Origin of the sequence: Streptomyces sp. NPDC093064 (genome assembly GCF_044754605.1) — a bacterium.
In the GTDB taxonomy this organism is placed as follows: Bacteria; Actinomycetota; Actinomycetes; order Streptomycetales; family Streptomycetaceae; genus Streptomyces.
This window is the reverse complement of sequence record NZ_JBIVPK010000007.1, coordinates 155,685-179,949: the sequence shown is the minus strand read 5'-3', so window position 1 is coordinate 179,949 and position 24,265 is coordinate 155,685. Positions and strand designations below refer to the sequence as shown.

The 24,265-nt window shown below is 72.8% G+C and carries 23 protein-coding genes and 1 riboswitch; of the genes, 17 read left to right on the top strand and 6 right to left on the bottom strand.

Going from position 1 to position 24,265, the window contains the following annotated elements:
* Nucleotides 1–83: 83 nt before the first annotated feature.
* Nucleotides 84–200, top strand: a riboswitch (SAM riboswitch).
* A gap of 197 nt (nt 201–397) precedes the next feature.
* Nucleotides 398–1,768: an aminotransferase class V-fold PLP-dependent enzyme gene (locus ACIQFZ_RS11710; protein WP_365422374.1), complete on the top strand. Its 1,371-nt coding sequence runs from the start codon at nt 398–400 to the stop codon at nt 1,766–1,768.
* Nucleotides 1,769–1,794: 26 nt separating this feature from the next.
* Here the strand turns inward: ACIQFZ_RS11710 and ACIQFZ_RS11705 are convergent, their stop codons facing one another.
* Nucleotides 1,795–2,076: an Lrp/AsnC family transcriptional regulator gene (locus ACIQFZ_RS11705; RefSeq protein ID WP_100572304.1), complete on the bottom strand. Its 282-nt coding sequence runs from the start codon at nt 2,074–2,076 to the stop codon at nt 1,795–1,797.
* On the bottom strand, nt 2,073–2,825 hold the full coding sequence (locus ACIQFZ_RS11700; RefSeq protein ID WP_365422378.1) for a rhomboid family intramembrane serine protease: 753 nt from the start codon (nt 2,823–2,825) through the stop codon (nt 2,073–2,075). The genes ACIQFZ_RS11705 and ACIQFZ_RS11700 overlap by 4 nt, the downstream gene beginning before the upstream one ends.
* A gap of 154 nt (nt 2,826–2,979) precedes the next feature.
* Between ACIQFZ_RS11700 and ACIQFZ_RS11695 the strand changes: the two genes are divergently transcribed.
* From ACIQFZ_RS11695 to ACIQFZ_RS11675, 5 genes are all read left to right on the top strand, one after another.
* On the top strand, nt 2,980–3,219 hold the full coding sequence (locus ACIQFZ_RS11695) for a hypothetical protein (protein ID WP_100572306.1): 240 nt from the start codon (nt 2,980–2,982) through the stop codon (nt 3,217–3,219).
* 90 nt (nt 3,220–3,309) lie between these two features.
* Entirely contained in the window at nt 3,310–4,659 is a 1,350-nt protein-coding gene (locus tag ACIQFZ_RS11690; RefSeq protein ID WP_365422382.1) for an NYN domain-containing protein, read from the top strand.
* A gap of 237 nt (nt 4,660–4,896) precedes the next feature.
* Entirely contained in the window at nt 4,897–5,931 is a 1,035-nt protein-coding gene (locus tag ACIQFZ_RS11685) for an NlpC/P60 family protein (protein ID WP_365422385.1), read from the top strand.
* A 428-nt stretch (nt 5,932–6,359) separates the two neighbouring features.
* Entirely contained in the window at nt 6,360–7,382 is a 1,023-nt protein-coding gene (locus tag ACIQFZ_RS11680) for an NlpC/P60 family protein (protein WP_402691134.1), read from the top strand.
* A 32-nt stretch (nt 7,383–7,414) separates the two neighbouring features.
* Nucleotides 7,415–8,605, top strand: a complete 1,191-nt coding sequence (locus ACIQFZ_RS11675) for a hypothetical protein (protein WP_402691133.1) — start codon at nt 7,415–7,417, stop codon at nt 8,603–8,605.
* Here the strand turns inward: ACIQFZ_RS11675 and ACIQFZ_RS11670 are convergent.
* Nucleotides 8,593–9,843: a glycosyltransferase 87 family protein gene (locus tag ACIQFZ_RS11670; protein WP_402691132.1), complete on the bottom strand. Its 1,251-nt coding sequence runs from the start codon at nt 9,841–9,843 to the stop codon at nt 8,593–8,595. The genes ACIQFZ_RS11675 and ACIQFZ_RS11670 overlap by 13 nt on opposite strands.
* 145 nt (nt 9,844–9,988) lie before the next feature.
* Here ACIQFZ_RS11670 and ACIQFZ_RS11665 point away from each other — a divergent pair, with 145 nt between their 5' ends.
* The gene (locus ACIQFZ_RS11665; protein WP_402691131.1) at nt 9,989–11,131 is read left to right on the top strand and encodes a glycosyltransferase family 4 protein; all 1,143 of its coding nucleotides are present in this window, start codon (nt 9,989–9,991) and stop codon (nt 11,129–11,131) included.
* 12 nt (nt 11,132–11,143) lie between these two features.
* Here ACIQFZ_RS11665 and ACIQFZ_RS11660 read toward each other — a convergent pair whose 3' ends face one another.
* Nucleotides 11,144–12,940: an AMP-dependent synthetase/ligase gene (locus tag ACIQFZ_RS11660; RefSeq protein WP_365774450.1), complete on the bottom strand. Its 1,797-nt coding sequence runs from the start codon at nt 12,938–12,940 to the stop codon at nt 11,144–11,146.
* Between the two features lie 240 nt (nt 12,941–13,180).
* On the opposite strand from ACIQFZ_RS11660, the gene ACIQFZ_RS11655 reads away from it, so the two are divergent.
* From ACIQFZ_RS11655 to ACIQFZ_RS11630, 6 genes are all read left to right on the top strand, one after another.
* A complete protein-coding gene (locus ACIQFZ_RS11655) occupies nt 13,181–13,978 on the top strand; it encodes a metallophosphoesterase (RefSeq protein ID WP_376650983.1) in 798 nt (265 codons plus the stop codon).
* Between the two features lie 145 nt (nt 13,979–14,123).
* A complete protein-coding gene (locus ACIQFZ_RS11650; protein WP_365422405.1) occupies nt 14,124–14,567 on the top strand; it encodes an SRPBCC family protein in 444 nt (147 codons plus the stop codon).
* Nucleotides 14,568–14,729: 162 nt separating this feature from the next.
* The gene (locus tag ACIQFZ_RS11645; protein ID WP_383056122.1) at nt 14,730–15,899 is read left to right on the top strand and encodes an ArsA family ATPase; all 1,170 of its coding nucleotides are present in this window, start codon (nt 14,730–14,732) and stop codon (nt 15,897–15,899) included.
* Between the two features lie 57 nt (nt 15,900–15,956).
* Nucleotides 15,957–16,538 (top strand): DUF5304 domain-containing protein, encoded by a 582-nt coding sequence (locus tag ACIQFZ_RS11640; RefSeq protein ID WP_383056119.1) that lies wholly within the window; start codon nt 15,957–15,959, stop codon nt 16,536–16,538.
* Between the two features lie 109 nt (nt 16,539–16,647).
* Nucleotides 16,648–17,601 carry an ROK family glucokinase gene (locus ACIQFZ_RS11635; protein WP_365422412.1) on the top strand — a complete coding sequence of 318 codons (954 nt, stop codon included), beginning with the start codon at nt 16,648–16,650 and terminating at the stop codon, nt 17,599–17,601.
* Between the two features lie 99 nt (nt 17,602–17,700).
* Nucleotides 17,701–18,459: an endonuclease/exonuclease/phosphatase family protein gene (locus tag ACIQFZ_RS11630; RefSeq protein WP_376395280.1), complete on the top strand. Its 759-nt coding sequence runs from the start codon at nt 17,701–17,703 to the stop codon at nt 18,457–18,459.
* Nucleotides 18,460–18,523: 64 nt separating this feature from the next.
* Here the strand turns inward: ACIQFZ_RS11630 and ACIQFZ_RS11625 are convergent, their stop codons facing one another.
* Entirely contained in the window at nt 18,524–19,294 is a 771-nt protein-coding gene (locus tag ACIQFZ_RS11625) for a hypothetical protein (protein ID WP_365434795.1), read from the bottom strand.
* Nucleotides 19,287–20,066: an alpha/beta fold hydrolase gene (locus ACIQFZ_RS11620; protein ID WP_365434792.1), complete on the bottom strand. Its 780-nt coding sequence runs from the start codon at nt 20,064–20,066 to the stop codon at nt 19,287–19,289. The genes ACIQFZ_RS11625 and ACIQFZ_RS11620 overlap by 8 nt, the downstream gene beginning before the upstream one ends.
* A 146-nt stretch (nt 20,067–20,212) precedes the next feature.
* On the opposite strand from ACIQFZ_RS11620, the gene ACIQFZ_RS11615 reads away from it, so the two are divergent.
* The 4 genes from ACIQFZ_RS11615 to ACIQFZ_RS11600 all read left to right on the top strand — a co-directional run bounded on the left by ACIQFZ_RS11615 (nt 20,213) and on the right by ACIQFZ_RS11600 (nt 24,190).
* Nucleotides 20,213–21,016 carry a lysophospholipid acyltransferase family protein gene (locus ACIQFZ_RS11615; protein ID WP_365434800.1) on the top strand — a complete coding sequence of 268 codons (804 nt, stop codon included), beginning with the start codon at nt 20,213–20,215 and terminating at the stop codon, nt 21,014–21,016.
* Between the two features lie 21 nt (nt 21,017–21,037).
* Entirely contained in the window at nt 21,038–22,333 is a 1,296-nt protein-coding gene (macS, locus tag ACIQFZ_RS11610; RefSeq protein ID WP_402691130.1) for a MacS family sensor histidine kinase, read from the top strand.
* Nucleotides 22,330–23,007 carry a response regulator transcription factor gene (locus ACIQFZ_RS11605; protein WP_365774442.1) on the top strand — a complete coding sequence of 226 codons (678 nt, stop codon included), beginning with the start codon at nt 22,330–22,332 and terminating at the stop codon, nt 23,005–23,007. The genes macS and ACIQFZ_RS11605 overlap by 4 nt, the downstream gene beginning before the upstream one ends.
* 154 nt (nt 23,008–23,161) lie before the next feature.
* On the top strand, nt 23,162–24,190 hold the full coding sequence (locus ACIQFZ_RS11600) for a 6-phosphofructokinase (RefSeq protein ID WP_376653029.1): 1,029 nt from the start codon (nt 23,162–23,164) through the stop codon (nt 24,188–24,190).
* The last annotated feature ends 75 nt before the right edge of the window (nt 24,191–24,265 follow it).

Here is a 24,265-nt window from a genome sequence, read left to right as displayed (position 1 = left end):
CCCGGGCCTCCCCTCGCAAGGCGCAGTCCACGATCCGGACTGCGCCTTGCGCGTGGAAGATCGTGTGGCAGGATGCTGAACCAGGTCATGAGTGACAGCCATGTGGCCCCGGCCGGCTGTCCGGCAACCCTCCGTCCGTGGCGGGGTGCCCCGGGTGAAGACCAGGCCGTAGGCAGCGAGGCCTACGGCAAGCGCGGACCCCTCGCACTCCTTCGAGTGGACACAGTCCAGGGGTCCTGGTCGACGAGGGAGCCTTCCGTGAGCAAGCGAATGCGCTAGGGCCTGTCGCCCCCGAGGCCGCAGAGCCCCGCCACCGCGCTTTCCCCTTCACCCTTCCCCACGCTCGAGCCATGCCTGCTCGCGTGGTGATTCCGCCTGCTTTCACGGGAGTTCACCCATGTCCGTCTCCACCGTCTCCACCGTCGCCGCCGACCAGTCCGTCTGTTCCCCGCTGCCCGTGCTGGGCCGGGACGTCACCGTTCCGCTCGTCACCGGCGGGGAGGTCACCTACGCGGCGCTCGACTACGCGGCCAGCGCGCCCGCCCTCCAGCGCGTCTGGGACGACGTGGCGGCGTACGCGCCGTACTACGGCAGCGTCCACCGCGGCGCCGGCTACCTCTCCCAGCTCTCCACCGACCTGTTCGAGAACGCCCGGAGGACGGTCGCGGAGTTCCTGGACTGCCGTGCGGAGGACCAGGTGGTCTTCACCCGGTCCACCACCGACTCCCTGAACCTGCTCGCCCGCGCGCTGCCCGCGGACTGCCAGGTCTTCGTCTTCGAGACCGAGCACCACGCCTCGCTGCTGCCGTGGCGGGACGCGCGGGTGACCTGCCTCGACGCCCCGCGCACCCCGGAGCGGGCCGTGGCGACCCTGGAGCGGGCCCTCGCCGGCCGCGACCCCCACGGCCCGGCCCTGGTGTGCGTCACCGGCGCCTCCAACGTCACCGGCGAGCTGTGGCCCGTACGGGAGCTGGCCGCCGCCGCCCACGCGCACGGCGCCCGGATCGTCCTGGACGCCGCCCAGCTCGCCCCGCACCACCCGGTGTCCGTCCGCGACCTCGACGTCGACTGGGTCGCCTTCTCCGGCCACAAGCTGTACGCCCCCTTCGGCTCCGGCGTCCTGGCCGGCCGAGCCGACTGGCTCCGTGAGGCCGAGCCGTACCTCGCGGGCGGCGGCGCGAGCCGCACGGTGGCGCGGCGCGCCGACGGGTCCGTGGACGTGAGCTGGCACGAGTCGGCCGCCCGCCACGAGGCCGGCTCCCCGAACGTCATCGGCGCCTACGCCGTCGCCTCGGCCTGCACGGCGCTGACCGAGGCCGGCTTCGACGACCTCGTCGCGCGCGAGCGGTACCTGATCCGCAAGGTGCGGGCGGGTCTCGCCGAGGTGCCCGAGGTCAGGGTGCTCTCCCTGTTCGGCGACGACGCCCCGCGGGTCGGCGTGATCTCCTTCGTCGTGGCGGGCTGGAACAGCTCCCACTTCGCCGCCGCCCTCTCCGCCGAGTACGGCATCGGCGTCCGCGACGGCCTCTTCTGCGCCCACCCCCTGGTCCGCACCCTGCTGGGCGGCGATCCGCAGAGCCAGGGCGAGTGCGGCGCGCCCGAGGCCGCCCCGGGCGAGAAGTCCCTCAACGCCATCCGCGTGAGCTTCGGCGCGGGGACGCCCGACGAGCACGTGGACCGCTTCGTTGCGGCGGTGCGGGAGCTGGTCAGGGACGGCGCGAAGTGGACGTACCGCACGGAGGACGGCCGCTGCGTGCCCGCGGTGTGATCCGCCCGCTCAGGAGCCCGGGGCGGTCAGGAGTCCAGCCCGATGGCGAACGCCGCCTCCAGGTCGTGCTGCGAGTAGGTGCGGAAGGCCACGTGCGTGTCCGTCCCCTCGACGCCCGGGATCTTGCTGATCCGCCCCGGGATGACCTCCGCCAGGTCCTCGTGCTGCCGCACCCGGACCATGGCGATCAGGTCGTAGGTGCCGGTGACGGAGAAGACCTCGCTGACCGAGTCCAGTGAGGCGATCTGCTCGGCGATCTCGGGGATCCGGTCCACGCTGGTCTTGATGAGGACGATCGCGGTGATCACGGCTGGTTCTCTCCCTCGGGGGCCGGAGCAGGGGCGGCCTTCACTCTAGTCTTCCGGCCGAACCAGGCCCACGCGCAGGCGAAGCCCAGGGCGAAGCCCACCACGTGGGCCAGGTAGGCGACCTGCGGTCCCTCGGCGGCGCGGCCGGCGGCCAGCCACTGGAGGGCCGCCCAGAAGGGCAGCACCACCCACGCGGGAAAGCGCAGCGGCAGGAAGAACAGGAACGGGAAGAGACTGGTCACCCGGGCGCTGGGGAATAGGTAGAGAAACGCGCCGAGGACCGCCGAGATCGCGCCCGAGGCCCCCACCAGGCTCTGCCCGGAGTCGGCGTTGGCGACCGCGTAGCCCACGAGGGCCAGGTAGCCGCAGCCGACGTAGAACAGCGTGAACCGGACGCGGCCCATGCGCTCCTCGGTCATCGCCCCGAAGACGTAGAGGAAGAGCATGTTGCCGAGCAGGTGCACCCAGCTGCCGTGCACGAACAGGGCCGTCGCGGGGGTGAGGGCGGCCCGGAGCGAGCCGGTGAACAAGACGTCGGGGATCACGCCCCACCGCCGGAAGTAGGCCCGCTGGGCGAGCAGCAGCGCGTCCCCCGTGCCGTAGGAGGGATTGAGGCCCGCCGCCGGGCCGGCCACGAAGATCAGACAGCACAGGACGATCAGGGCACACGTCACCGGCGCCTGCATGCTCCGTACCGCCCTGGCCGCCCTGATCGTCCGGGCCGCCACCGTGAACCTGTTGCCGATCATGTGCACAGAGCATGGCGTAACCGGACGCAACCGCACAGACCGCCTCGCCGCCATGGACGGACCGGCGCCGAGAAGCCGCCAGGCCGTAGGGTTACGTGCCACACGCCCAGGGAAGCTGGCGCGCCACGGACACAGAAGGAAGCGAACAGTCACGATGACGGTTCCCCTGCCGACCGCCACGACCCGGTGGCGCTGCACCCTGTGCGGCAACCTCACCCGCTTCGACGTGACCCGCTCGTCGAAGGTCGTGGAGTACGTCCACCTCGACCTGGCGGGAGAGCCGCAGGTCGAGGAGCGCGAGGTGGTCAGTGAGACGATCGAGTCGGTGCGTTGCCGCTGGTGCAACGCCGTGGACCAGGTGGAACTCGTGGACAGGCCGGGCGCCGGCTCCTGAGCGGAGCGGGCCCGCACAGGCGACCCCGGCGGGGGTCCGCGAAGCACAGAGGCACAGAGGCACCGAGGCATTGAGGCATTGGGGTGACGGATGGTGGAGACACAAGGCGGGGGGCCGGGCGACGGCGCCGCCGAGGTGCTCGACCGTCCCCTGCCCGACGGAGTGCGCCGCCGGGTCGTCCAGATCGTCTCGGACGCCTTCGGCGCGCTGACGTTCGCCGAGCTGCCCGCGCAGCTGCGGCAGTACGCCCGGTTCACCCCGAGTCGCCGGGCGAAGTTCGCGGGCAACGCGATGGCGTCCGCGCTGGAGACCGATCCGCTGTTCCGCCAGCGCATCGGCGAGAAGTTCAAAGAGGACCAGCCGGAGCTGTCGGGCGCCCTCGACTCCGGCTCGCCGCCCCCGGCCGCGGATCCGCTCGACGTGGCGGCCGCGGCCTACGTACTGCGTCCGCCGGGCTGGGTGAAGCTGGTCGCCGCCGCGGGTGAGGAGGCGCAGCGGGCGGACGCCGAGCGCGCCGACGAGGAGAGCCGCGCCGAACTGGAGCGGCTGCGCGCCGAGCTGGCGGCGGCCCGCGAGCAGACCCGCGCCGACACCGAGCGGCTGCGGGCCGAGCTGGACGCCGCCAGGAAAGAGGCCGAGTCGCTGCACCGCAAGCTGCGGGCCGCGCACAGCGACGTCAAACGCGGTGAGGCCGCGCTGCGCAAAGTGCGGGGCGACATCGAGGCCGTGCGGGCCGAGGGACAGGCGCAGGTGTCGGCCGCCGAGAGCGAGGCCCGGCGGCTCAAGTCGCGTCTGGGGGAGGCGGAGGCCGCGCTGGAGGCGGCCCGCAGGGCGGCCCGCGAGGGGCGCAGCGTGGAGGACATGCGGGTACGGCTGCTGCTGGACACCGTCCTCGACGCGGCCCAGGGGCTGCGCCGGGAGCTGGCACTGCCGCCGGTGTCGGTGCGGCCGGCTGAGACCGTGGACGCGGTCGAGCCGGGCCGGATGACCCCCAAGGACATCGCCGCCCGCGCGCTGTCCGAGCACGACCCGGCGATCCTCGACCAGTTGCTCGCGCTGCCGCAGGCCCATCTGGTCGTCGACGGCTACAACGTGACCAAGACCGGTTATCCGCAGATGCCGCTGGAGAAGCAGCGGCTGAGGCTGCTGGGGCAGCTCTCGCAGCTCGCCGCGCAGACCGGCGCCGAGGTCACCTGTGTCTTCGACGGGGCCGAGCTGGTCGCGCCGGTGCTCCTCGCGCCGCCGCGCGGTGTGCGGGTGCTGTTCTCCAAGCCGGGGGTCACCGCGGACGAGCTGATCCGTCAGCTGGTGCGGGCCGAGCCGCCCGGCCGTCCGGTGATCGTCGCCTCGACCGACCGCGAGGTCGCCGACGGGATCGCGAAGGCGGGGGCGCGGCCGGTGGCCTCGGTGGTGCTGCTGAAGCGGCTCTCACGCGGCTGAAACCGGACGTAGGGCACGTAAGCCTCAAGCGCAACATACAGGAGCCATTCCCGAATTGACCGGAAGCGTCACGCGACGCAGGGTCAAGTGGTCCTCACTGCTGGTGAGTTATGGGCAAAGAATGAAGCGAGTGGTGGGATTTTCGGCTCCAGGATTTGAATTCATCACGATGAGGTCACTAGGGTCGAGCCTCGAACCTCCGAGCGGGTGATCACTCAGAAGAAGGAGCTCGCTTCCGTGGCGTCCCACCGTCGACCCAAGCAACCCAGCCGTGCGCGCGTGACTGTGCTCACCACCGCGGCGGCAGCGGCCGTAGCCATCAGTGCCCAGGCCGCCAATGCCGCCCCGAGCGCGAAGCCGAGCAAGGACGAAGTCAAGTCCAAGGTCGACGAGCTCTACGAGCAGGCGGAGCAGGCCACCGAGAAGTACAACGGGGCCAAGGAGAAGCAGGAGAAGCTCCAGAAGGAGATCTCCACCATCCAGGACAACGTCGCCCGCGGCCAGCAGGAGCTCAACAAGCTCCGCGACGGCCTCGGTTCGATGGCCGCCGGCCAGTACCGCACCGGCGGGATAGACCCCTCGCTCCAGCTCTTCCTGTCCGCCAACCCGGACGACTACCTCGACAAGGCCTCCACGCTCGATCAGTTGAGCGGCCAGCAGGTCGAGGCGCTGAAGAAGATCCAGGACAAGCAGCGCGAGCTCACCCAGGAGCGGTCCGAGGCCTCCGCGAAGCTCAAGGACCTCGCCGCCACCCGCACCGAGCTGGGCAACAAGAAGCAGGAAGTCCAGGGCAAGCTCGCCGAGGCGCAGCGGCTCCTGAACAGCCTCACCGCCGCGGAGAAGGCCGCGCTCGCCGACGAGCAGGCCAGGGCCAGCCGGGCCTCCGCCGACCGCGTGCAGCTGGGCAACTCCACCCCCGCCTCCGGCCGGGCCGGCGCCGCGTTCTCCGCCGCCCAGACCAAGATCGGCTCGCCCTACGTCTACGGCGCCACCGGCCCGTCCTCGTACGACTGCTCGGGTCTGACCTCCTGGGCGTACGCCCAGGCCGGTGTCGGGATACCGCGCACCTCCCAGGCGCAGGCCAACGCGGGCACCCGAATCTACTCGCAGAGCCAGCTCCAGGTCGGCGACCTGGTCATCTTCTACGGCGACCAGCACCACGTCGGCCTCTACGCGGGCAACGGCCAGGTGCTCCACGCCCCGCGCACCGGCACCGTCGTGCGCTACGAGTCGATCAACAACATGCCCTTCCAGTTCGGCGTCCGCATCTGACGCCATCCCGGGAGCACACCTCGTGCTCGCCCGAACGGGCGAATCCCGGCACCCCACGGTGACCCCGCGCCCCGCCGATGACCTGCGTCAGAGGCGGGGCGCCGGTGTTTGGGTACCCGTACTGGCAGCCCGGGGGGCCGCAGCGGCGCTGCTAGAGTCGCGCTGTCCGACGACGTAGTTGGCGGACCTACCGCCGGACGGGCGGGAAGTGAAGCCTGTGGAGACCTTGTCAGACCACCCTCAGGGGCGGCAGGGGTCGGTGAAGCAGGAACCCGAGGGAGCGCCGCGCAGCGGTGCAGACCGGAATCGTCTGCGTTGACGCAGGCGAGGGCGTCAATGTCTGGCGCGTTTCCCCCCAGGCCCGGGCGCTCGGCGTCCCGGCCCGGGGAAGCGGTCAGTGTCCGCCAGTGGAGGGAGTACGGCTTCCCGTGGGGTCTCATCGCCGCCCGGCACCTTCCGGGTTCGACCGGGGCGCGGGTACCGCGTTCTGCGTTCTGTCCGCCGCGGCCGCCGCCCTCGGCGCCGTTCCGGCCACCTCGGCCGTCGCCGCTCCGCACGGCGACGCCCGGTCCGAGGTCGACCGCCTCTACCAGGAGGCCGAGAAGGCGACCGAGGCCTTCGACAAGGCCGGTGAGCGCGCCGACCTCCTGCGCGGCCGGGTACGCGACTTCCAGGACCGCATCGCCCGACGGCAGCAGCGTGTCAACGACCTCAGGGAGTCGCTGGGTTCGCTGGCCGGAGCCCAGTACCGCTCCGGCTTCGACCCGTCGATCGCCCTGCTGTTCTCCCGGGACCCGGCCGACTACCTCGACAAGGCCGCCACGCTCGACCGGATCACCGCCCACCAGGCCGGCGAACTGAAGGACCTGCGGCGGGCGCTGCGCGAACTCTCCCAGGACCGCGCCGAGGCCACCCGCGCCCTCGCCGAACTGGACAAGAACCGCAAGGCGGTCGCGACCCACAAGCGGACGGTCGAGCAGAAGCTCGCCCAGGCCCGCCGGCTCCTCGGCTTCCTGTCCCCGTCGGAGCGGGAGGCCTACGAGCGGGCCTCCCGCTCCGGCCGCGAGGACATCTTCCCCGGCCTCGACGCCGGACCGGCCGCCTCCGCCCGCGCGGCCGCCGCCCTCGCCGCCGCCCACTCCGCCCTCGGCCGCCCTTACATCTGGGGCGCCAACGGGCCCGCGGGATTCGACTGTTCGGGCCTGATGCAGTGGTCGTACGCGCAGGCCGGAGTGCATCTGCCGCGCACCTCGCAGGAGCAGCGCAACGCGGGCCGGCGGATCCCGCTGTCCGAGGCCAGGCCCGGCGACCTGATCGTCTACCGCTCCGACGCCGGCCATGTCGCGATGTACGCGGGCAACGGCCGGGTGATCCACGCGCCGCATCCGGGCGCTCCGGTGCGCTACGACCGGGTGAACATGATGCCGATCTCGTCGGTCACCAGGGTCTGACGGCCGTCCCGGTGCCGCCGTACGATCGGGAAATGGCTGGTCGTGGGCGGGTGTCGAAATCCTCGGTGACGGTGGTGTGCCTGCTGCTCGCGTCCCTGACGGCCTGCGGCGGGCCGTCCGCGGCCGACACCGCGAAGTCCGAGGTGCAGCGGGTGCTCGACCGGCGGGCCGCGGCGGTCCTGCACCACGACCCGGCGGCGTACGCCGCGACCGGGACCCGGGACCCGTACGCACGGCTGCGGGCCGTCCCGCTGACGGACTGGTCCTACCGGCTGAAGAGCCTGCGCCGCAGCGGCGACACCGCGGTCGCGCAGGCCGAACTGCGCTACCGGGTCACCGGGTACGACAAGGCGCCCGTCACCGCCGGGCGCACGCTGACCCTGTCCACCGGCGCCGACGGGAAGTGGTACGTCGACTCCGACCGGCCGGTGAAGAAGTCCGCCGAGCAGTTGTGGGACCAGGGCACGGTCTCGGTGGTGCGCGGGCGGCGCAGCCTCGTGCTCGGCGTCGGACACGGCGACGCGGTCCTGCGCGGCTACGCGGGCCTGGCCGACCGCGCGATACCCGCGGTGTCGGACGCGTGGGGCACGGACTGGAGCCGGCAGGTCGTCCTGCTGGTCCCCAGGTCCCTGGAGGGCATGGCCGGACTGCTCGGCTCGCCCGCCTCCAACTACCGCGGGATCGCCGCCGTCACCACGGGCGAGACCGGGGGCGCGGGCCGGGCGCCCGCGGACCGGATCATCGTCAACCCCGCCGCCTACGGCATGCTCGGATCGCTCGGCAAGCAGGTCGTCCTCACCCACGAGACGACCCATGTCGCCACCCGCGCCCACACCAACGCCGCCACCCCGCTGTGGCTCTCCGAGGGCTACGCCGACTGGGTCGGCTACCGCGGTACCGGCCGCCCCCCGGACCAGGTCGCGCCCGAACTGCGGCGCGCCGTGACCGACGGGGACGTTCCCGCCGCCCTGCCGTCCGACGAGGATTTCGGGTTCGCCGGCGATCCGGCCCGGCTCGCCCGGGCCTACGAGAGCGGCTGGATGGCCTGCCGCATGATCGCCGACCAGTGGGGCGAGCGGCGCCTCGACGACTTCTACCGCTCCGTCGGCGCGCACGGCACCCGCGAGGGCGCGGTCGAGGACGCCCTGCGGAAGGTCCTCGGCACCACCCTGGACCGGTTCACCCAGCAGTGGCGCGCGTACCTCGTGCGTCAACTGGGCTGATCGAGCCGGGCGGTGGGCCGGGCCGCCCGGTCCGGCGGCCGCGTCCGGGGCGCGGCGGTGACCGTCGAGCGCCACAGGGCCCGGCAGGCGGTCACGCCCGCGGCCACCAGCAGGCCGTTGCGCAGCAGCAGGAGGGTGACGCCGAGGCTGTCGCTCGCGACGACGTGCGTGAAGTACACCGGGAACTCCAGGGCCGTCACCGGGGCCGCCGCCAGGACGAGGCCGGCCGGCAGCCGCATGCCGTCGTCCCGGAAGCACAGGCAGACGGCGGCCAGTCCGATCAGCCACACCAGGTACTGGGGGCTGAGGACCCGGCTGGTGACCGTGAACAGCAGTACGGCCGTGAACGCGGCCTGGGCGGCCGTGTCCGGGCGGAAGCGGCGGGCCCGCAGCCGCCACAGCAGCAGCCAGCCGAAGGCGGCCGCGGTCAGGGCCAGGGACGCGGTGCTGACCACGTCGGTGTACGGGCCGACGAACTCCAGCGAGCCGTAGGTGAGCAGCACCTGTCCGTTCCAGCCGAAGTGCCGGGCCACATGGAGGACGAGCGCGGCCGGCGACTCCACCTCCAGGCCCCGGTCGCGCTGCGCGGTCACGAAGGACAGGGCGCCGGGCATGGTGAGCGCGAACAGCGAGGTGAGCGCCGCCGCGGTCACCGCCGCCGCCGTCCACGCACGGCGCCCGGCCGCGCCCCGCAGGCCCGGCAGCAGCAGGACCGGCCACACCTTCAGCAGCGCCCCGAAGCCGGCCAGCGCGCCCATCGCCCGCGGGTGGCGGACGCCCGCGAGCAGCGCGGCCACGGCCACCGCGGTCACCATCACGTCGTAGCGCGCGTACAGGACCGGGCCGAGCAGGGGCGTGCCCGCCGTCCACGCCCAGGCACCGCGCAGCGGCCGGCCGGGCCGCCGCCCGGCGCACAGCAGCAGGCACAGCACCGCCAGGTCGGCCAGCAGCGCCAGCACGTGGAAGGCCGCGGTGTAGCCGAGGAACGGCAGGGCGGCGGGGGAGAGGATCGCCAGCGCGGCGGCGGGCGGGTACTGCCAGGTGACGTCGTCGACGGGGAAGCCACCCTGCCGCAGCGCCTCGTACCAGCCCCGGTAGATCACCGACACGTCCGCCGTGACGTCTTCCGCCCCCGCAAGCACGAACACCTTGAACACGAAGAGCACCAGCACGGCCCGACTGGCGCCCCAGACAACCAGCACCCCGGCGAGCCTCCGCCGGGTACCTGTCCCGTCCACCTCGGTCCTCTCCCGTGAGCCCGACCGGTCCGTCCGGTACGCGCGGTTCGTGCTGTGGGGCACATGATCTCCCGGGTGGTCGGTGCGGGGCGGGTGGCACGGCCGTGGCCGGGCATCCCGGCCGGGTTCGGTAGGGTCGGCCGATGTGCGTAAGACCCTTATCGTGACCAACGACTTTCCGCCCCGGCCGGGTGGTATCCAGGCGTTTCTGCACAATATGGCGCTGCGGCTGGACCCGGAGCGAGTGGTCGTCTACGCCTCCACCTGGAAGCGGGGCCGGGAGGGTGCCGAGGCGACGGCCGCCTTCGACGCGGAGCAGCCCTTCACCGTCGTACGCGACCGTACGACGATGCTGCTGCCGACGCCGGGCGCGACCCGGCGCGCGGTCGGGCTGCTGCGCGAACACGGGTGCACCGCGGTGTGGTTCGGGGCGGCGGCGCCGCTCGGGCTGATGGCGCCGGCCCTGCGGAGGGCGGGCGCCGAGCGGCTGGTGGCCACCACCCACGGACACGAGGCGGGGTGGGCGCAACTGCCCGCAGCGCGCGGACTCCTGCGCCGCGTCGGGGAGTCGACGGACACCATCACCTACCTCGGCGAGTACACCCGCTCCCGGATCGCCGCCGCGCTGACGCCCGAGGCGGCCGGCCGGATGGCGCAACTGCCCCCGGGCGTGGACGAGAAGACGTTCCACCCCGGCTCGGGCGGAGACGAGGTGCGGGCCCGGCTCGGGCTCACCGACCGGCCGGTGGTCGTGTGCGTCTCACGGCTGGTCAGGCGCAAGGGACAGGACACGCTGATCCGGGCCATGCCCCGGATCCTGGCCGCCGAACCGGACACCGTGCTGCTGATCGTCGGCGGTGGCCCGTACGAGAAGGAACTGCGCGCCCTGGCGGCGCAGACCGGGGTGTCCGGCTCCGTGCGCTTCACGGGCGCGGTGCCCTGGGCCGAGCTGCCCGCGCACTACGGCGCCGGCGACGTCTTCGCCATGCCCTGCCGCACCCGGCGCGGCGGACTCGACGTCGAGGGGCTCGGCATCGTCTACCTGGAGGCGTCCGCGACCGGGCTGCCCGTCGTCGCCGGGGACTCCGGCGGCGCCCCCGATGCGGTGCTCGACGGCGAGACCGGCTGGGTCGTGCGCGGCGGCTCCCCCGAGCAGGCCGCCGACCGCGTCGTCACGCTCTTGGGAGACGCCGAACTGCGCCGCCGCATGGGGGAGCGCGGACGCTCCTGGGTCGAGGAGAGGTGGCGGTGGGACCTGCTGGCCCAGCGGCTCCAGGAACTGCTGTAGGGGAGCGGCGCGCTACTTGGCGTAGAGCGCCTCGATCTCGTCCGCGAAGTCCTGCGCCACCACGTTCCGCTTGAGCTTCAGCGACGGGGTGAGGTGCCCCGAGTCCTCCGTGAGCTGGGAGGGCAGGATGCGGAACTTCCGCACCGACTCCGCCTTCGACACCGCGGCGTTGCCGTCGTCGACCGCCGCCTGGATCGCCGCGTTCAGGTCCGGGTCGTCGCGCAGCGCCGCCGCCGTGGAGTCCGCCGGCTTGCCGTGCTCGGCGCACCAGCGGCGCAGGAACTCCTCGTCGAGGGTGACCAGCGCGCCCACGAACGGCCGCCCGTCGCCCACCACCATGCACTCCGCGACCAGCGCGTGCGCCCGGATCCGGTCCTCGATCACGGCCGGGGCGACGTTCTTGCCGCCCGCGGTGACGATGATCTCCTTCTTGCGGCCGGTGATCCTGAGGTAGCCGTCCTCGTCGAGGGTGCCGATGTCACCGGTGTGGAACCAGCCGTCGGCCAGCGCCTCCCGGGTCGCGCCGGGGTTGTTCCAGTACTCCTTGAACAGGTGCTCGCCGTGCAGCAGCACCTCCCCGTCGTCCGCGATGCGGATCACCGAGCCGGGCAGCGGCTGGCCGACCGTGCCGATCTTCTGCCGGTCCCAGGGGTTGAAGGCGGTCGCCGCGCAGGACTCGGTCAGGCCGTAGCCCTCCAGGACCGTGAAGCCGATACCGCGGTAGAAGTGCCCGAGGCGCTCGCCGAGCGGGGCGCCGCCGGAGATGGCGTACTCCCCGCGCCCGCCGAGCACCGCGCGCAGCTTGCTGTAGACCAGCTTGTCGAACACCTTGTGCTTGATCCGCAGCCCGAGCGAGGGCCCCGAGGGGCTGTCCAGCTCCTTGCTGTAGGCGATCGCCGTGTCGGCCGCCTTGTCGAAGATCCGGCCCTTGCCGTCCGCCTGCGCCTTGGCGCGCGCCCCGTTGTAGACCTTCTCGAAGACCCGCGGGACACCGAGGATCAGCGTGGGGCGGAACGCGGCCAGCTCGTCGGTGAGGTTCTTGATGTCCGGTACGCAGCCCAGCTTGATCGGCGCCATCATCGGGGCGACCTGGACCAGCCGGCCGAAGACGTGCGCCAGCGGCAGGAAGAGCAGCACCGAGCACTCGCCGGTGCGGAACAGCGGGCGCAGCCGCTCCACGACGTTGCCGCACTCGGCGAAGAAGGCGCGATGGGTGAGCACGCAGCCCTTGGGCCGGCCGGTGGTGCCGCTGGTGTACACGATGGTCGCCGGGTCGTCGGCCTTCGCCAGCGAGCCGCGCTCCTCCACCATGGCGTCGCTGATGTCCCGACCGGCCCGGCCGAGCTCCTCGATCCCGCCGTCCTCGATCTGCCAGACGCTCTTCAGCGCGGGCAGCGTGTCGCGCACCGCGTCGACGGCGGCGGCGTGCTGGTCCAGCTCCACGATGCACGCGGTCGCGCCCGAGTCGCCGAGGATCCACCGCACCTGCTCCGGCGAACTGGTCTCGTACACCGGCACGGTGACCGCGCCCGCGCTCCAGATCGCGAAGTCCAGCAGTGTCCACTCGTAGCGCGTACGGGACATCAGGCCCACCCGGTCGCCGGGCTGGATGCCGGAGGCGATCAGGCCCTTGGCGGCGGCGTGCACCTCGGCGAGGAAGGCCCGTGCCGTGACGTCCCGCCAGGCGCCGTCCACCTTGCGCGCGATGACGGCGACGTCGGGATGCTGCGCGGCGTTTCTGCGGACGATGTCGGTCAGATTCCCGTCCGCAGGGACCTCGTACAGAGCCGGAAGGCTGAACTCGCGCAAGACTGCTGCTCCTCATAGGGCGCCGGCGCCACGACGTTGTTGAAATCCAGAAACGACTGGACGGGCCGGACGTTACCCGTCGGTATGCTTCTTCGACAGGGGACCCGGCGAGATGTTCGCTGCGTCACACGGATCGATGTTCCCCTGCGCACAGTAGTCGACCCGCCGAATGACCGGCCAGTAACGCCGTTTCCGGCCGCCACTGTTCACGTATGCCACGCCCGCCTACGCTTGATCGTCATGGCACCCACACCGGCCCGTCACGGCAGAACGCGCATCCATGTGGTCAGCGACGTGCACGGCAACGCGCGCGACCTGGCCCGGGCCGGAGAGGGCGCCGACGCCCTGGTGTGCCTCGGCGACCTGATCCTCTTCCTCGACTACGCCGACCACTCGCGCGGGATCTTCCCCGACCTGTTCGGGGTGGAGAACGCCGACCGCATCGTCGCGCTGCGCACCGCCCGCCGCTTCGCCGAGGCACGCGAGTTCGGCGCCCGGCTGTGGGCGGGCATCGACGGCGACCGGGCCACGGTGATGGAACAGGCGGTGCGCAAGCAGTACGCGGAACTTTTCGCCGCGTTCCCCACCCCGACGTACGCCACCTACGGCAACGTCGACATGCCGGGCCTGTGGCAGGAGTACGCCCGCGAGGGCACCACCGTGCTCGACGGGCAGCGGGTGGAGATCGGCGGCCGTGTCTTCGGCTTCGTCGGCGGCGGCCTGCGCACCCCCATGCGCACCCCGTTCGAGATCGGCGACGAGGAGTACGCGGCGAAGATCGAGGCGGTCGGCGAGGTCGACGTACTGTGCACGCACATCCCGCCCGAGGTGCCGGAACTCGTCTACGACACCGTCGCGCGCCGCTTCGAACGGGGCAGCCGCGCCCTGCTGGAGGCCATCCGCCGCACCCGGCCCCGGTACGCCCTCTTCGGCCATGTCCACCAGCCGCTGGTACGGCGGATGCGGATCGGCACGACCGAATGCGTGAACGTGGGGCACTTCGCCGGGAGCGGCCGGCCCTGGGCGCTCGAATGGTGAGCATTCCGGCCGATCGCGCAGGTGGGGGTGGAGTTCGGCGGTCGGGCGCGCGGTAGCCTTCACGCTGCACACACATGCGCACGAGGAGCGCACCACCGGCCTCACCCGGCCGCACTACCGGCCCGCATCTGGAGGAGCCACGGCGATGGCGGAACACACCAGCTCGAGCATCACGATCGAGGCGCCACCGGCCGAGGTCATGGGGGTGATCGCCGACTTCGCCCGCTACCCCGACTGGACCGGCGAGGTGAAGGAGGCCGAGGTCCTCAAGACCGACGACCAGGGCCGAGCCCATCAGGTCCGCCTCGTCATGGACGCGGGCGCCATCAAGGACGACCAGACCCTCGCGTACACCTGGACCGGTGACCACGAGGTCTCCTGGACCCTGGTGAAATCCCAGATGCTGCGCTCCCTGGACGGCTCCTACGTCCTCAGGCCCGCGGGCGTGTACGCCACCGAGGTGACGTACCGCCTCACCGTCGACGTCAAGATCCCGATGCTCGGCATGATCAAGCGCAAGGCCGAGAAGGTCATCATCGACCGCGCGCTCGCGGGCCTGAAGATGCGCGTGGAGTCGGGCGAGAAGTAGGGCCCGGGCGGCCCGCGGGCGCTCCCGGGCCGACAGCGGGGACGCACCCGCGACACGCGTCGCAGGGCGCCTGCCGCGAGGGAGCCGGAGGGCGCGCCGCCGACACCGGCGGAGGGCGCCCGTGGGCGACCGAGCCGTCAAAGCCAGCTACCGTTCAACGTCATGCGCACCCTCCTGATCACGGGTCCGGGCGGCAGCGGCCGTACGACCGTTTCCGCCGCCACCGCCCTGACCGCCGCCCGTGACGGCGTCGACACCCTCGTGCTCAGCGCCGACCGCACGGACTCCCTCGGCGCGGCGCTCGGGGTGCCGACGGGTGCGGAGCCGGTGCCCGTCGCGCCGCGGCTGACAGCCTGGCGCCCCGACGCGGCGGCCGGCTTCCGGGCCGACCTCACCGCCTTCCAGGACCGCGCGGGCAACGTACTGGACCTCCTCGGGGCCTCCCGCCTGGACGCCGAGGAGGTCACCCCGCTGCCGGGCGCCGAGGAACTCGCCCTGCTGCGCGCGCTGCGCGACGCGGCCCTGTCGGAGCGGTTCGAGCTGCTGGTCGTCGACCTGCCCCCGGCGCCGCAGGCACTCGCCCTGCTCGCGCTGCCCGAGGAACTGCGCCGCTATCTGCGCCGGCTGCTCCCGCCCGAGCGGCAGGCGGCCCGCGCCCTGCGGCCGGTGCTCGGCCGCCTCGCCGGCGTCCCCATGCCGGCCGAGTGGCTGTACGAGACGGCGGGACGCTGGGACGTCGAACTGGCCGCCGTGGCCGCGGTCCTCGCCGACCGCGCCACCCACGTACGCCTGGTCGCCGAGCCCGGTCCGGCCGGCGCCGACGCGGTCCGGAGCGCCGCCCTGGGCCTGGCCGTGCGCGGGCTGGCCGTGGAGTGCCTGGTCGCCGGCCGGGTCCTGCCGGAGGCCGCCGCGGACTCCTGGCTGGCCGGCCCGGTCGCACAGCAGCGCAAGACCCTCGACGAGTGGCGGGAGACGTACGCCGTCCACCCCGCCGCCCACCTGGGCCGGGACCCGCGCGGCCTGGACGATCTCGCCGCCCTCGCCGTGCCCGGCGCGAGCCCGGCGAGCGCGCCGGTCGAGTGGCCCCTGACCGACCGGCTCGCCGAGGACGGGGTCCTCGTGTGGCACATCCCGCTGCCCGGCGCCATACGCGAGGAACTGGACCTCATCCGGCTCGGCGACGAACTCGCGGTCACCGCCGGGCCGTTCCGCCGTGTCGTACCGCTGCCCTCGGCGCTGCGCCGGTGCACCGTCGACGGGGCCGCCCTGCGCGACGGCGAGCTGCGGATCCGGTTCGCGCCGGACCCCGCGCTGTGGCCCCGCGAGAGATGAACCGCGTACCGCCGTTCGGGTAACGTCGTAGGGACGAACCGTAGTCAGGAGTCCGCCATGAGCGAAGAGCGCCCACCGTCCGACGCCGCTCGGGACGACGCCGCTCAGGAGGAGCCCGGCGGCCGCGGGGACACCCCCCGTTCGAGCGCAGCCGGGAATGCGGGGGAGCGGCGCGCCACGGACGCCGACGCGTGGTCCACGGCCTGCGCCGAGGACCTCGCCGCGGAGCAGGCCCGCCGCCGCGGGCGGTACGGCCCGCCGCCGGGCTCGGCCGCCGAGGAACTGCGCAAGTTCGTCGACACCGTCGCCGACAGGCTGTCGTCGCTCCAGGCACCGCTGCTGGGCGCCCTCGCCGGACCCGCGGCCGAGCAGGTGGTACGGCAGATGGCCCAGCAGGCCAAGGCGGCCGTCGAGCCGGTCGTGGAGCGCAACCCCGAGGTCTTCGAACACCTGGCGGCGGCCGGCGGCGAACTCCTCGCCGCGTACCGCTCGGCCGTCGAGTCCCAGGAGCGCCGCTGGACGTCGTCCGGCACGGGCGAGTCCCCGCGGGACGAACTCGGCGAGCCGGACACCGGCTCCGACGACCGCCGCGACCCCGGGGAGGGCACCGGCGGCGGCGAGCGCATCGACCTGGACTGATCGGACCGACCGGCCGGACGACTTGGACCACCGTCCGGACGACGCGAATCCGACGGCAGGGCCTCGGGTACGGTTGCCGTAGCGGGGCTCGACCGGAACTGAGGGATTCATGGGACTCACCATCGGCGTCGACATCGGCGGCACGAAGATCGCGGCCGGCGTGGTCGACGAGGAAGGCAACATCCTCTCGACCTTCAAGGTGCCGACCCCCGGTACGCCCGAGGCCATCGTGGACGCCATCGCCTCGGCGGTGGAGGGCGCACGCGCGGGGCACGAGATCGTCGGTGTGGGCATCGGCGCCGCCGGATACGTCAACCGGCAGCGCTCCACGGTCTACTTCGCGCCCAACATCGACTGGCGCAACGAGCCGCTGAAGGAGGAGGTCGAGGCGCGCGTCGGCCTGCCGGTCGTCGTGGAGAACGACGCCAACGCCGCGGCCTGGGGCGAGTACAAGTTCGGCGCCGGCAAGGGCCACCGCAACGTCATCTGCATCACGCTCGGCACCGGCCTGGGCGGCGGCATCGTCATCGGCAACAAGCTGCGCCGCGGCCACTTCGGCGTGGCCGCCGAGTTCGGCCACATCCGGATGGTCCCGGACGGCCTGCTGTGCGGCTGCGGCTCGCAGGGCTGCTGGGAGCAGTACGCCTCCGGGCGCGCCCTGGTGCGGTACGCCAAGCAGCGCGCCAACGCCGCCCCCGAGAGCGCGGAGGTGCTGCTCGCCCTCGGTGACGGCACCCCCGACGGCATCGAGGGCAAGCACATCTCCATGGCCGCCCGCCAGGGCTGCCCGGTGGCCGTCGACTCCTACCGCGAGCTGGCCCGCTGGGTGGGCGCCGGCCTGGCCGACCTGGCCTCGCTGTTCGACCCGTCCGCGTTCATCGTCGGCGGCGGTCTCTCCGACGAGGGCGAGCTGGTCCTGGAGCCGATCCGCAAGTCCTACAAGCGTTGGCTGGTCGGCGGCAACTGGCGTCCGGTCGCCGACGTCCTCGCCGCCCAACTCGGCAACAAGGCCGGCCTGGTGGGCGCGGCGGACCTCGCCCGGGAGCCCGACCCGATCATGTAGTGCCGGTCGCACCTCGAGCGCGCCCACCGTCCCCGTCCGGCCGGGACCGGTGGGCGCCGCCGTACTGGAGCCGTACCGTGGCCGAGCCGGCCGCGGCGTATGTTGATCGTCATGTTGCTGCCCAACTCCCGCACGGAGTCCGATGGTTCCGCCGTCATCCGCGTCCTGAGCCACAACATCCGGTCGATGCGGGACGACACCGAGGCGCTGGCCCGGGTGATCCGCGCCTGCGCGCCCGATCTCGTCCTCGTCCAGGAGGCACCGCGCTTCTTCCGCTGGCGCAAGAAGCTGGCCCGGCTCGCGGCGGCCTCCGACCTGGTGGTCCTCACCGGCGGCGCGACGGCCGCGGGCCCGGCGATCCTCTGCTCGCTCCGGGCCGTCGTGGAGCGCACCGAGGACGTACTGCTGCCGCTCACCCCCGGGCTGCACCGGCGGGGCCTCGCGACGGCGGTCGTCCGGTTCGGGGGCGCCCGGCTCGGTGTCGTCAGCTGCCACCTCTCGCTCGACGCGGACGAGCGGTACGAGCAGGCCGGTGTGCTCCTGGACCGGCTGGCCGGGATGGGCGTGGAGCACGCGGTGGCGGGCGGCGACCTCAACGAGCGGCCGGACGGGCCGGCGTTCCGGCGGCTGGCCGGCTCGCTCCAGGACGGCTGGGCCACCGCCCCCTGGGGCGCGGAGGACACCTGGACGTCCGCCGATCCGCACCGGCGCATCGACGCGGTCTTCGCCACCCGCGGCGTCGAGGTCCTCGGCTGCGGGGTGCCCCTCGGCCGGCCCGGCGTGACGGAGGCGGACTTGAGGGCGGCCACGGACCATCTACCGGTGCTGGCCGCCCTCAGGGTCCCGGCGCTTGCTTAGGGCCTTTCGTTTGGATCAGGCCGGTTCGCGGGGCCGGCGGCCGGTCGGCCGCCGGCGCCGGGGCTCAGACCACCGCCCCGCGGCCCGGGTCGTCCTCGTCGTCGTCGCCCGGCTTCATACGCATCACCAGCGTCGCGAAGCCGCCCAGGAAACCGCCTATGCCGAGCAGGGTGAGCCACCACGTCATGTCCCAGCCGAACAGGACGGCCAGCAGGAGCAGGACGGGCCCGCCGACCACCGCGAGCCAGGCGAACTTCGCGGTCGGGTCGGCGGAGGGCAGCGGCGGCGGCTCCGGCGGGACGAAGTGGCCCTCGTCGTCCTTGTCGAAGTCGTCGTCGGACGGTTCGGCGAGCGAGTAGTCGCGCGGCCCGGCACCGGGGTTGCCGACACCGGGAGCGAAGGAGACCGAACCGCCCAGCCGGCCGGCCGGGCCCTCCTGGCTCGCCTCGCCCTTGCCGTCCTCGTCGTTCTTGTCGCCCTCGGCGTCCTTGCTCTTGCTGTCCTTCCTCTCCTTCCACAGCTTCTCGTCGGGTGCCCCGGGGTCCGGCGGCAGCGCCAGGTCCTCGATCGACCGGAACGGCCTGGAGCCCGGTGGGTCCGGCGGCTCCTCGCCGTACGCGGCGACGATCGCCGCCCACGCGGCCGCCTCGTCGAAGGCGGCGTCTTCCTTCCCGGCGGGCACACCGGGCTCGGCGCGCTGCTCGGCCGGCCCGGCAGGTTCGGCCGGCCCCGCAGGTTCGGCCGGCCCGACAGGCCCGGCAGGCGTGACCGGTTCGGCCGGTTCCACCGGCTCGCGGCCGTCGAGGTTCTCGCGGTCGGAGTCGTGCTCAGCCACCTGCCGTCGTCCCTTCCTTGCCGACACTGGGTGCGAGCCGGCCGACGAAGGAGTAGCTCTCCTCGAAGATCCGGTCCGCGTCATGGTCCAACGTCGCGACGTGGTAGCTGTGTTCCAGCAGGACCTCCGTGACGTCCGTGGAGGAGACCCGGCCGAGGATCCGGGCCGAGTCGACCGGCGGCACCACATGGTCCTGCGGGCTGCGCAGAAGCAGCAGCGGCTGGGTGACCTGCGGCAGCTCGCCGTCGACCATCCGGAAGAAGTTCCTGAGCGAGTGCGCGGCGTGCAGCGGCACCCGGTCGTACCCCAGCTCGGCGGCGCCCTCCAGGGCGATGTCGCTCGCGATGCCCTTCGTGGTCCGTACGACATGGCGGGCCACCGGCAGGGCGTACGCGGACAGTCCGTGCACCTTGTTGGCCGGGTTGACGACCACGACGCCCGCGACCGCGTCCCCGTGCCGGGCGGCCAGCCGCAGCGCCAGCGCGCCGCCCATGGACAGTCCGGCCACGAACACCCGCGCGCAGGACTCGCGCAGGACACGCAGCTCGCGGTCCACCTCCGCGTACCAGTCCGGCCAGCCGGTGAGCTGCATGTCCTCCCAGCGTGTGCCGTGCCCGGGCAGCAGCGGGAGCGAGACGGTCAGACCGCGCTCGGCGAGGTACCGCGCCCAGGGGCGCAGGGACTGGGGGGAACCGGTGAAGCCGTGGCAGAGGAGGACGCCGACCTCCCCGCCCTCGTGGCGGAACGGCTCGGCTCCGGGGAGCACCGGCACGTTGCTCTCCTGTGGTCGTCGATTGCAGGTACTTCACCGTACGCGACCGCACTGACACCGACCAGGGCCGTCGGTCCCACAGGCCGCACCCGGCGGTATCGTCTGATCGACACACACAGGAAGGCACTCGGTTGTTCTACGGCACGATGAAGGTCGCCATCGGGGGACCGCTGAAGCTCGCCTTCCGGCCCTGGGTGGAAGGCATGGAGAACATCCCGGCCGAGGGCCCCGCCATATTGGCGAGCAATCACCTGTCCTTCTCGGACTCCTTCTTCCTGCCTTCGGTGCTCCACCGCAAGGTCACCTTCATCGCGAAGGCCGAGTACTTCACCACGCCCGGTGTGAAGGGCCGGCTGACGGCCGCGTTCTTCAAGGGCGTGGGCCAGCTCCCCGTGGACCGCTCCGGGTCGCGCGGCGCGGGCGAGGCGGCGGTGAAGAGCGGCATAGAGGTGCTGGAACGCGGCGAGCTGTTCGGCATCTACCCGGAGGGCACCCGTTCGCCCGACGGCCGCCTCTACCGCGGCAAGCCGGGCGGCCTGGCCCGCGTCGCCCTGGCCACCGGAGCGCCCGTCATCCCGGTCGCCATGATCGACACGGAGAAGATCCAGCCTCCCGGGAAGGTCGTCCCCAAGCTGATGCGCCCGGGCATACGCATCGGCAAGCCGCTGGACTTCAGCCGCTACCAGGGCCTCGCGCACGACCGTTTCGTGCTGCGGGCGGTGACGGACGAGGTCATGTACGAGATCATGAAGCTTTCCGGCCAGGAGTACGTCGACATCTACGCGACCGCGGCCAAGCGGCAGTTCGCGGAGGCGGCCAAGGCCGAGAAGGAAGCGGAGAAGGCGGGGAAAGCGGCAGGGAAGGCGGCCGACAAGGCCCAGGAGGCGGCGAAGGCGTCGCCCGGGCCGGCCGGGACGGAAGAGGCCGAGAAGGAGAAGCCGGCGGAGTAGGGCGAACCGCCAGGGGGGGACATGCCGAAGCGGCAACGCGTGATGAGGATGTCGGTCGAGCAGCCGCTGTGGCGCGCGCTCGCCGGATACCGGGTGCTGACCATGCTCTACGCGGTCGGCCTGTTCGCCACCGGCTACGGGCGGTTCCCGCGCCCCTGGGTCGCCATCGCCTACTACTGCGTGCTGTCCGTGTGGACCCTGGCCACGCTGCCCAAGGTCGCGAACGCCGCGAGCTGCACCAAGCGCTTCCTGGCCGCCGACCTCGCCCTGGCGCTGACCGGCATCCTCCTCACCCCCGTCGCCGACGCCCCGGCGCGGATCGCGAACGGCGGTCCGACCCTGCCGTCGATCTGGACCGCCGGTGCCGTCCTCGCCTTCGCCGTCAAGGGCGGCTGGCGCTGGGCCGCCGCCGCCTCCACCGCGGTCGCCGCCGCCAACCTGGTCGAGCGCGGCTCCCCGGCCCGCGACACCGTGCACAACGTGATCCTGGTCTGGGTCGCCTCCATCGCCATCGGCTACGTCGTCGAGGTCGCCCGCGCCTCCGAGCGCACCCTCGCCCGTGCCCTGGAGATCGAGGCGGCCACCCGCGAACGGGAGCGCCTGGCCCGGGACATCCACGACGGTGTGCTCCAGGTGCTGGCCATGGTGCAGCGGCGCGGCGCGGTCATCGGGGGCGAGGCCGCCGAACTGGGTCGGCTGGCGGGCGAGCAGGAGGTGGCGCTGCGCACCCTGGTCTCCGGCGGGCTGGCCCCGGTCCCCGGGGCGTCGAGGGACACGTCCGGAGATACGGCGGGGTACCCGGCCGGGGACGCGGTCGTCCGGACCGTCGACGAGGACACGGACGCCGACGCGCCCGTCGATCTGCGCGCGCTGCTCGCCCCGTACGCCGGTGCCCGGGTCAGCCTCGCCGAACCGGGCGCCCCGGTGCTGCTGCGGCCCGCCGCCGCCCGCGAGGTGGCCGCCGCCGTCGGGGCCGCGCTGGACAACGTCCGCCGGCACGCGGGCGAGGACGCGCGGGCCTGGATCCTGGTCGAGGACGAGCCGGAGTCGGTGATCGTGACCGTGCGGGACGACGGTCCCGGCATCCCTGAGGGACGGCTCGCCCAGGCCGAGGGGGAGGGCCGGCTCGGAGTGGCCCTGTCGATCCGGGGCCGGCTGCGCGACATCGGCGGCACCGCCGAGCTGATCTCGGTGCCCGGCCAGGGCACCGAGGTCGAACTGAACGTACCCAAGAACACGAAAACCACGAACGACAGCGGGCACACGAAGAGCGCGAAGGGCGCGCCGTGGACACGGGGGAAGGCAGAGAGCCGATGAGCGCGGAGCAGGGCCCGATCAGGGTGATGGTGGTCGACGACCACCCGATGTGGCGCGACGCCGTGGCCCGCGACCTTGCCGAGTCAGGCTTCGAGGTGGTCGCCACCGCGGGCGACGGCGAGCAGGCGGTGCGCCGCGCCAGGGCCGCCGCGCCCGACGTGCTCGTGCTCGACCTGAACCTGCCCGCGAAGCCCGGGGTCCAGGTCTGCAAGGAACTCATCGGCGCCAACCCCGCGTTGCGCGTGCTGGTGCTGTCCGCGAGCGGTGAGCACGCCGATGTGCTGGAGGCCGTGAAGTCGGGCGCGACGGGCTACCTGCTGAAGTCGGCCTCGACCCAGGAACTGCTGGACGCGGTGCGCCGCACGGCCGTGGGCGACCCGGTGTTCACACCGGGGCTCGCGGGCCTGGTGCTCGGCGAGTACCGGCGGCTGGCCGCCGAGCCCGCGCCCGCCGCGGACGCCGACGAGCCGAAGGCGCCCCGGCTCACCGACCGCGAGACCGAGGTACTGCGCCTGGTCGCCAAGGGCCTGAGCTACAAGCAGATCGCCGAGCGCCTGGTGATTTCCCACCGCACGGTCCAGAACCACGTCCAGAACACGCTGGGCAAGCTCCAGTTGCACAACCGGGTGGAACTGGTGCGGTACGCCATAGAGCGCGGGCTCGACGGCGAGTAAACCCGCGTACACGCGGCAACCACCCTTTCGAGTGGATTCGCCGTGATCAACTACCCGACAATTCAGAGGAATTGACTCTCCGCCCCATGCCGAAGTGACGTGCGTCACCATTAGCGTGACCTTCACCAGGCAACCGCGGCGAAGGGACTTTTCCATGCGGGTCGGAGTACTGACCGGAGGCGGCGACTGCCCCGGGCTCAACGCCGTCATCCGGGGCATCGTCCGCAAGGGCGTGCAGGAGTACGGCTATGACTTCGTCGGCTTCCGGGACGGCTGGCGGGGCCCCCTCGAGAACGACTCCATCCGTCTCGACATCCCCGCGGTGCGCGGCATCCTGCCCCGCGGCGGCACCATCCTCGGCTCCTCGCGGACCAACCCCCTCAAACAGGAGGACGGTATCCGGCGGATCAAGGACAATCTCGCCAAGCAGGAGGTCGAGGCGCTCGTCGCGATCGGCGGCGAGGACACCCTCGGCGTGGCCGCGCGGCTGAGCGACGAGTACGGCGTGCCCTGCGTGGGCGTGCCCAAGACCATCGACAACGACCTGTCGGCCACCGACTACACCTTCGGCTTCGACACCGCGGTCGGCATCGCCACCGAGGCGATCGACCGGCTGCACACCACCGCCGAGTCCCATATGCGGGTCCTGGTCTGCGAGGTGATGGGCCGTCACGCAGGCTGGATCGCCCTGCACTCCGGCCTCGCCGGCGGCGCGAACGTCATCCTCATCCCCGAGCAGCGCTTCGACGTCGACCAGGTGTGCGCCTGGATCACCTCCCGCTTCAAGGCGTCGTACGCCCCGATCGTCGTCGTCGCCGAGGGCGCCATGCCCAAGGACGGCGACATGGTCCTGAAGGACGCCTCGCTCGACTCCTTCGGGCATGTGCGGCTGTCCGGGGTCGGCGAGTGGCTGGCCAAGGAGATCGAGGCACGCACCGGGAAGGAGGCCCGGACCACCGTCCTCGGGCACATCCAGCGCGGCGGTACGCCCAGCGCCTTCGACCGCTGGCTGGCCACCCGGTTCGGGCTGCACGCCGTCGACTGCGTCCGCGACGGCGACTTCGGCAAGATGGTCGCCCTGCGCGGCACCGACATCGTCCGCGTCCCGATCGCGGAGGCCACCGTCAAGCTGAAGACGGTCGACCCGAAGCTGTACGAAGAGGTCGGGGTCTTCTTCGGCTGACCCGCCACCGGCCTCCCGCAGACCGCACCGAGGGCGCCGTCGACCTGACCGGCGGCGCCCTCGGCGCGCGCGTAC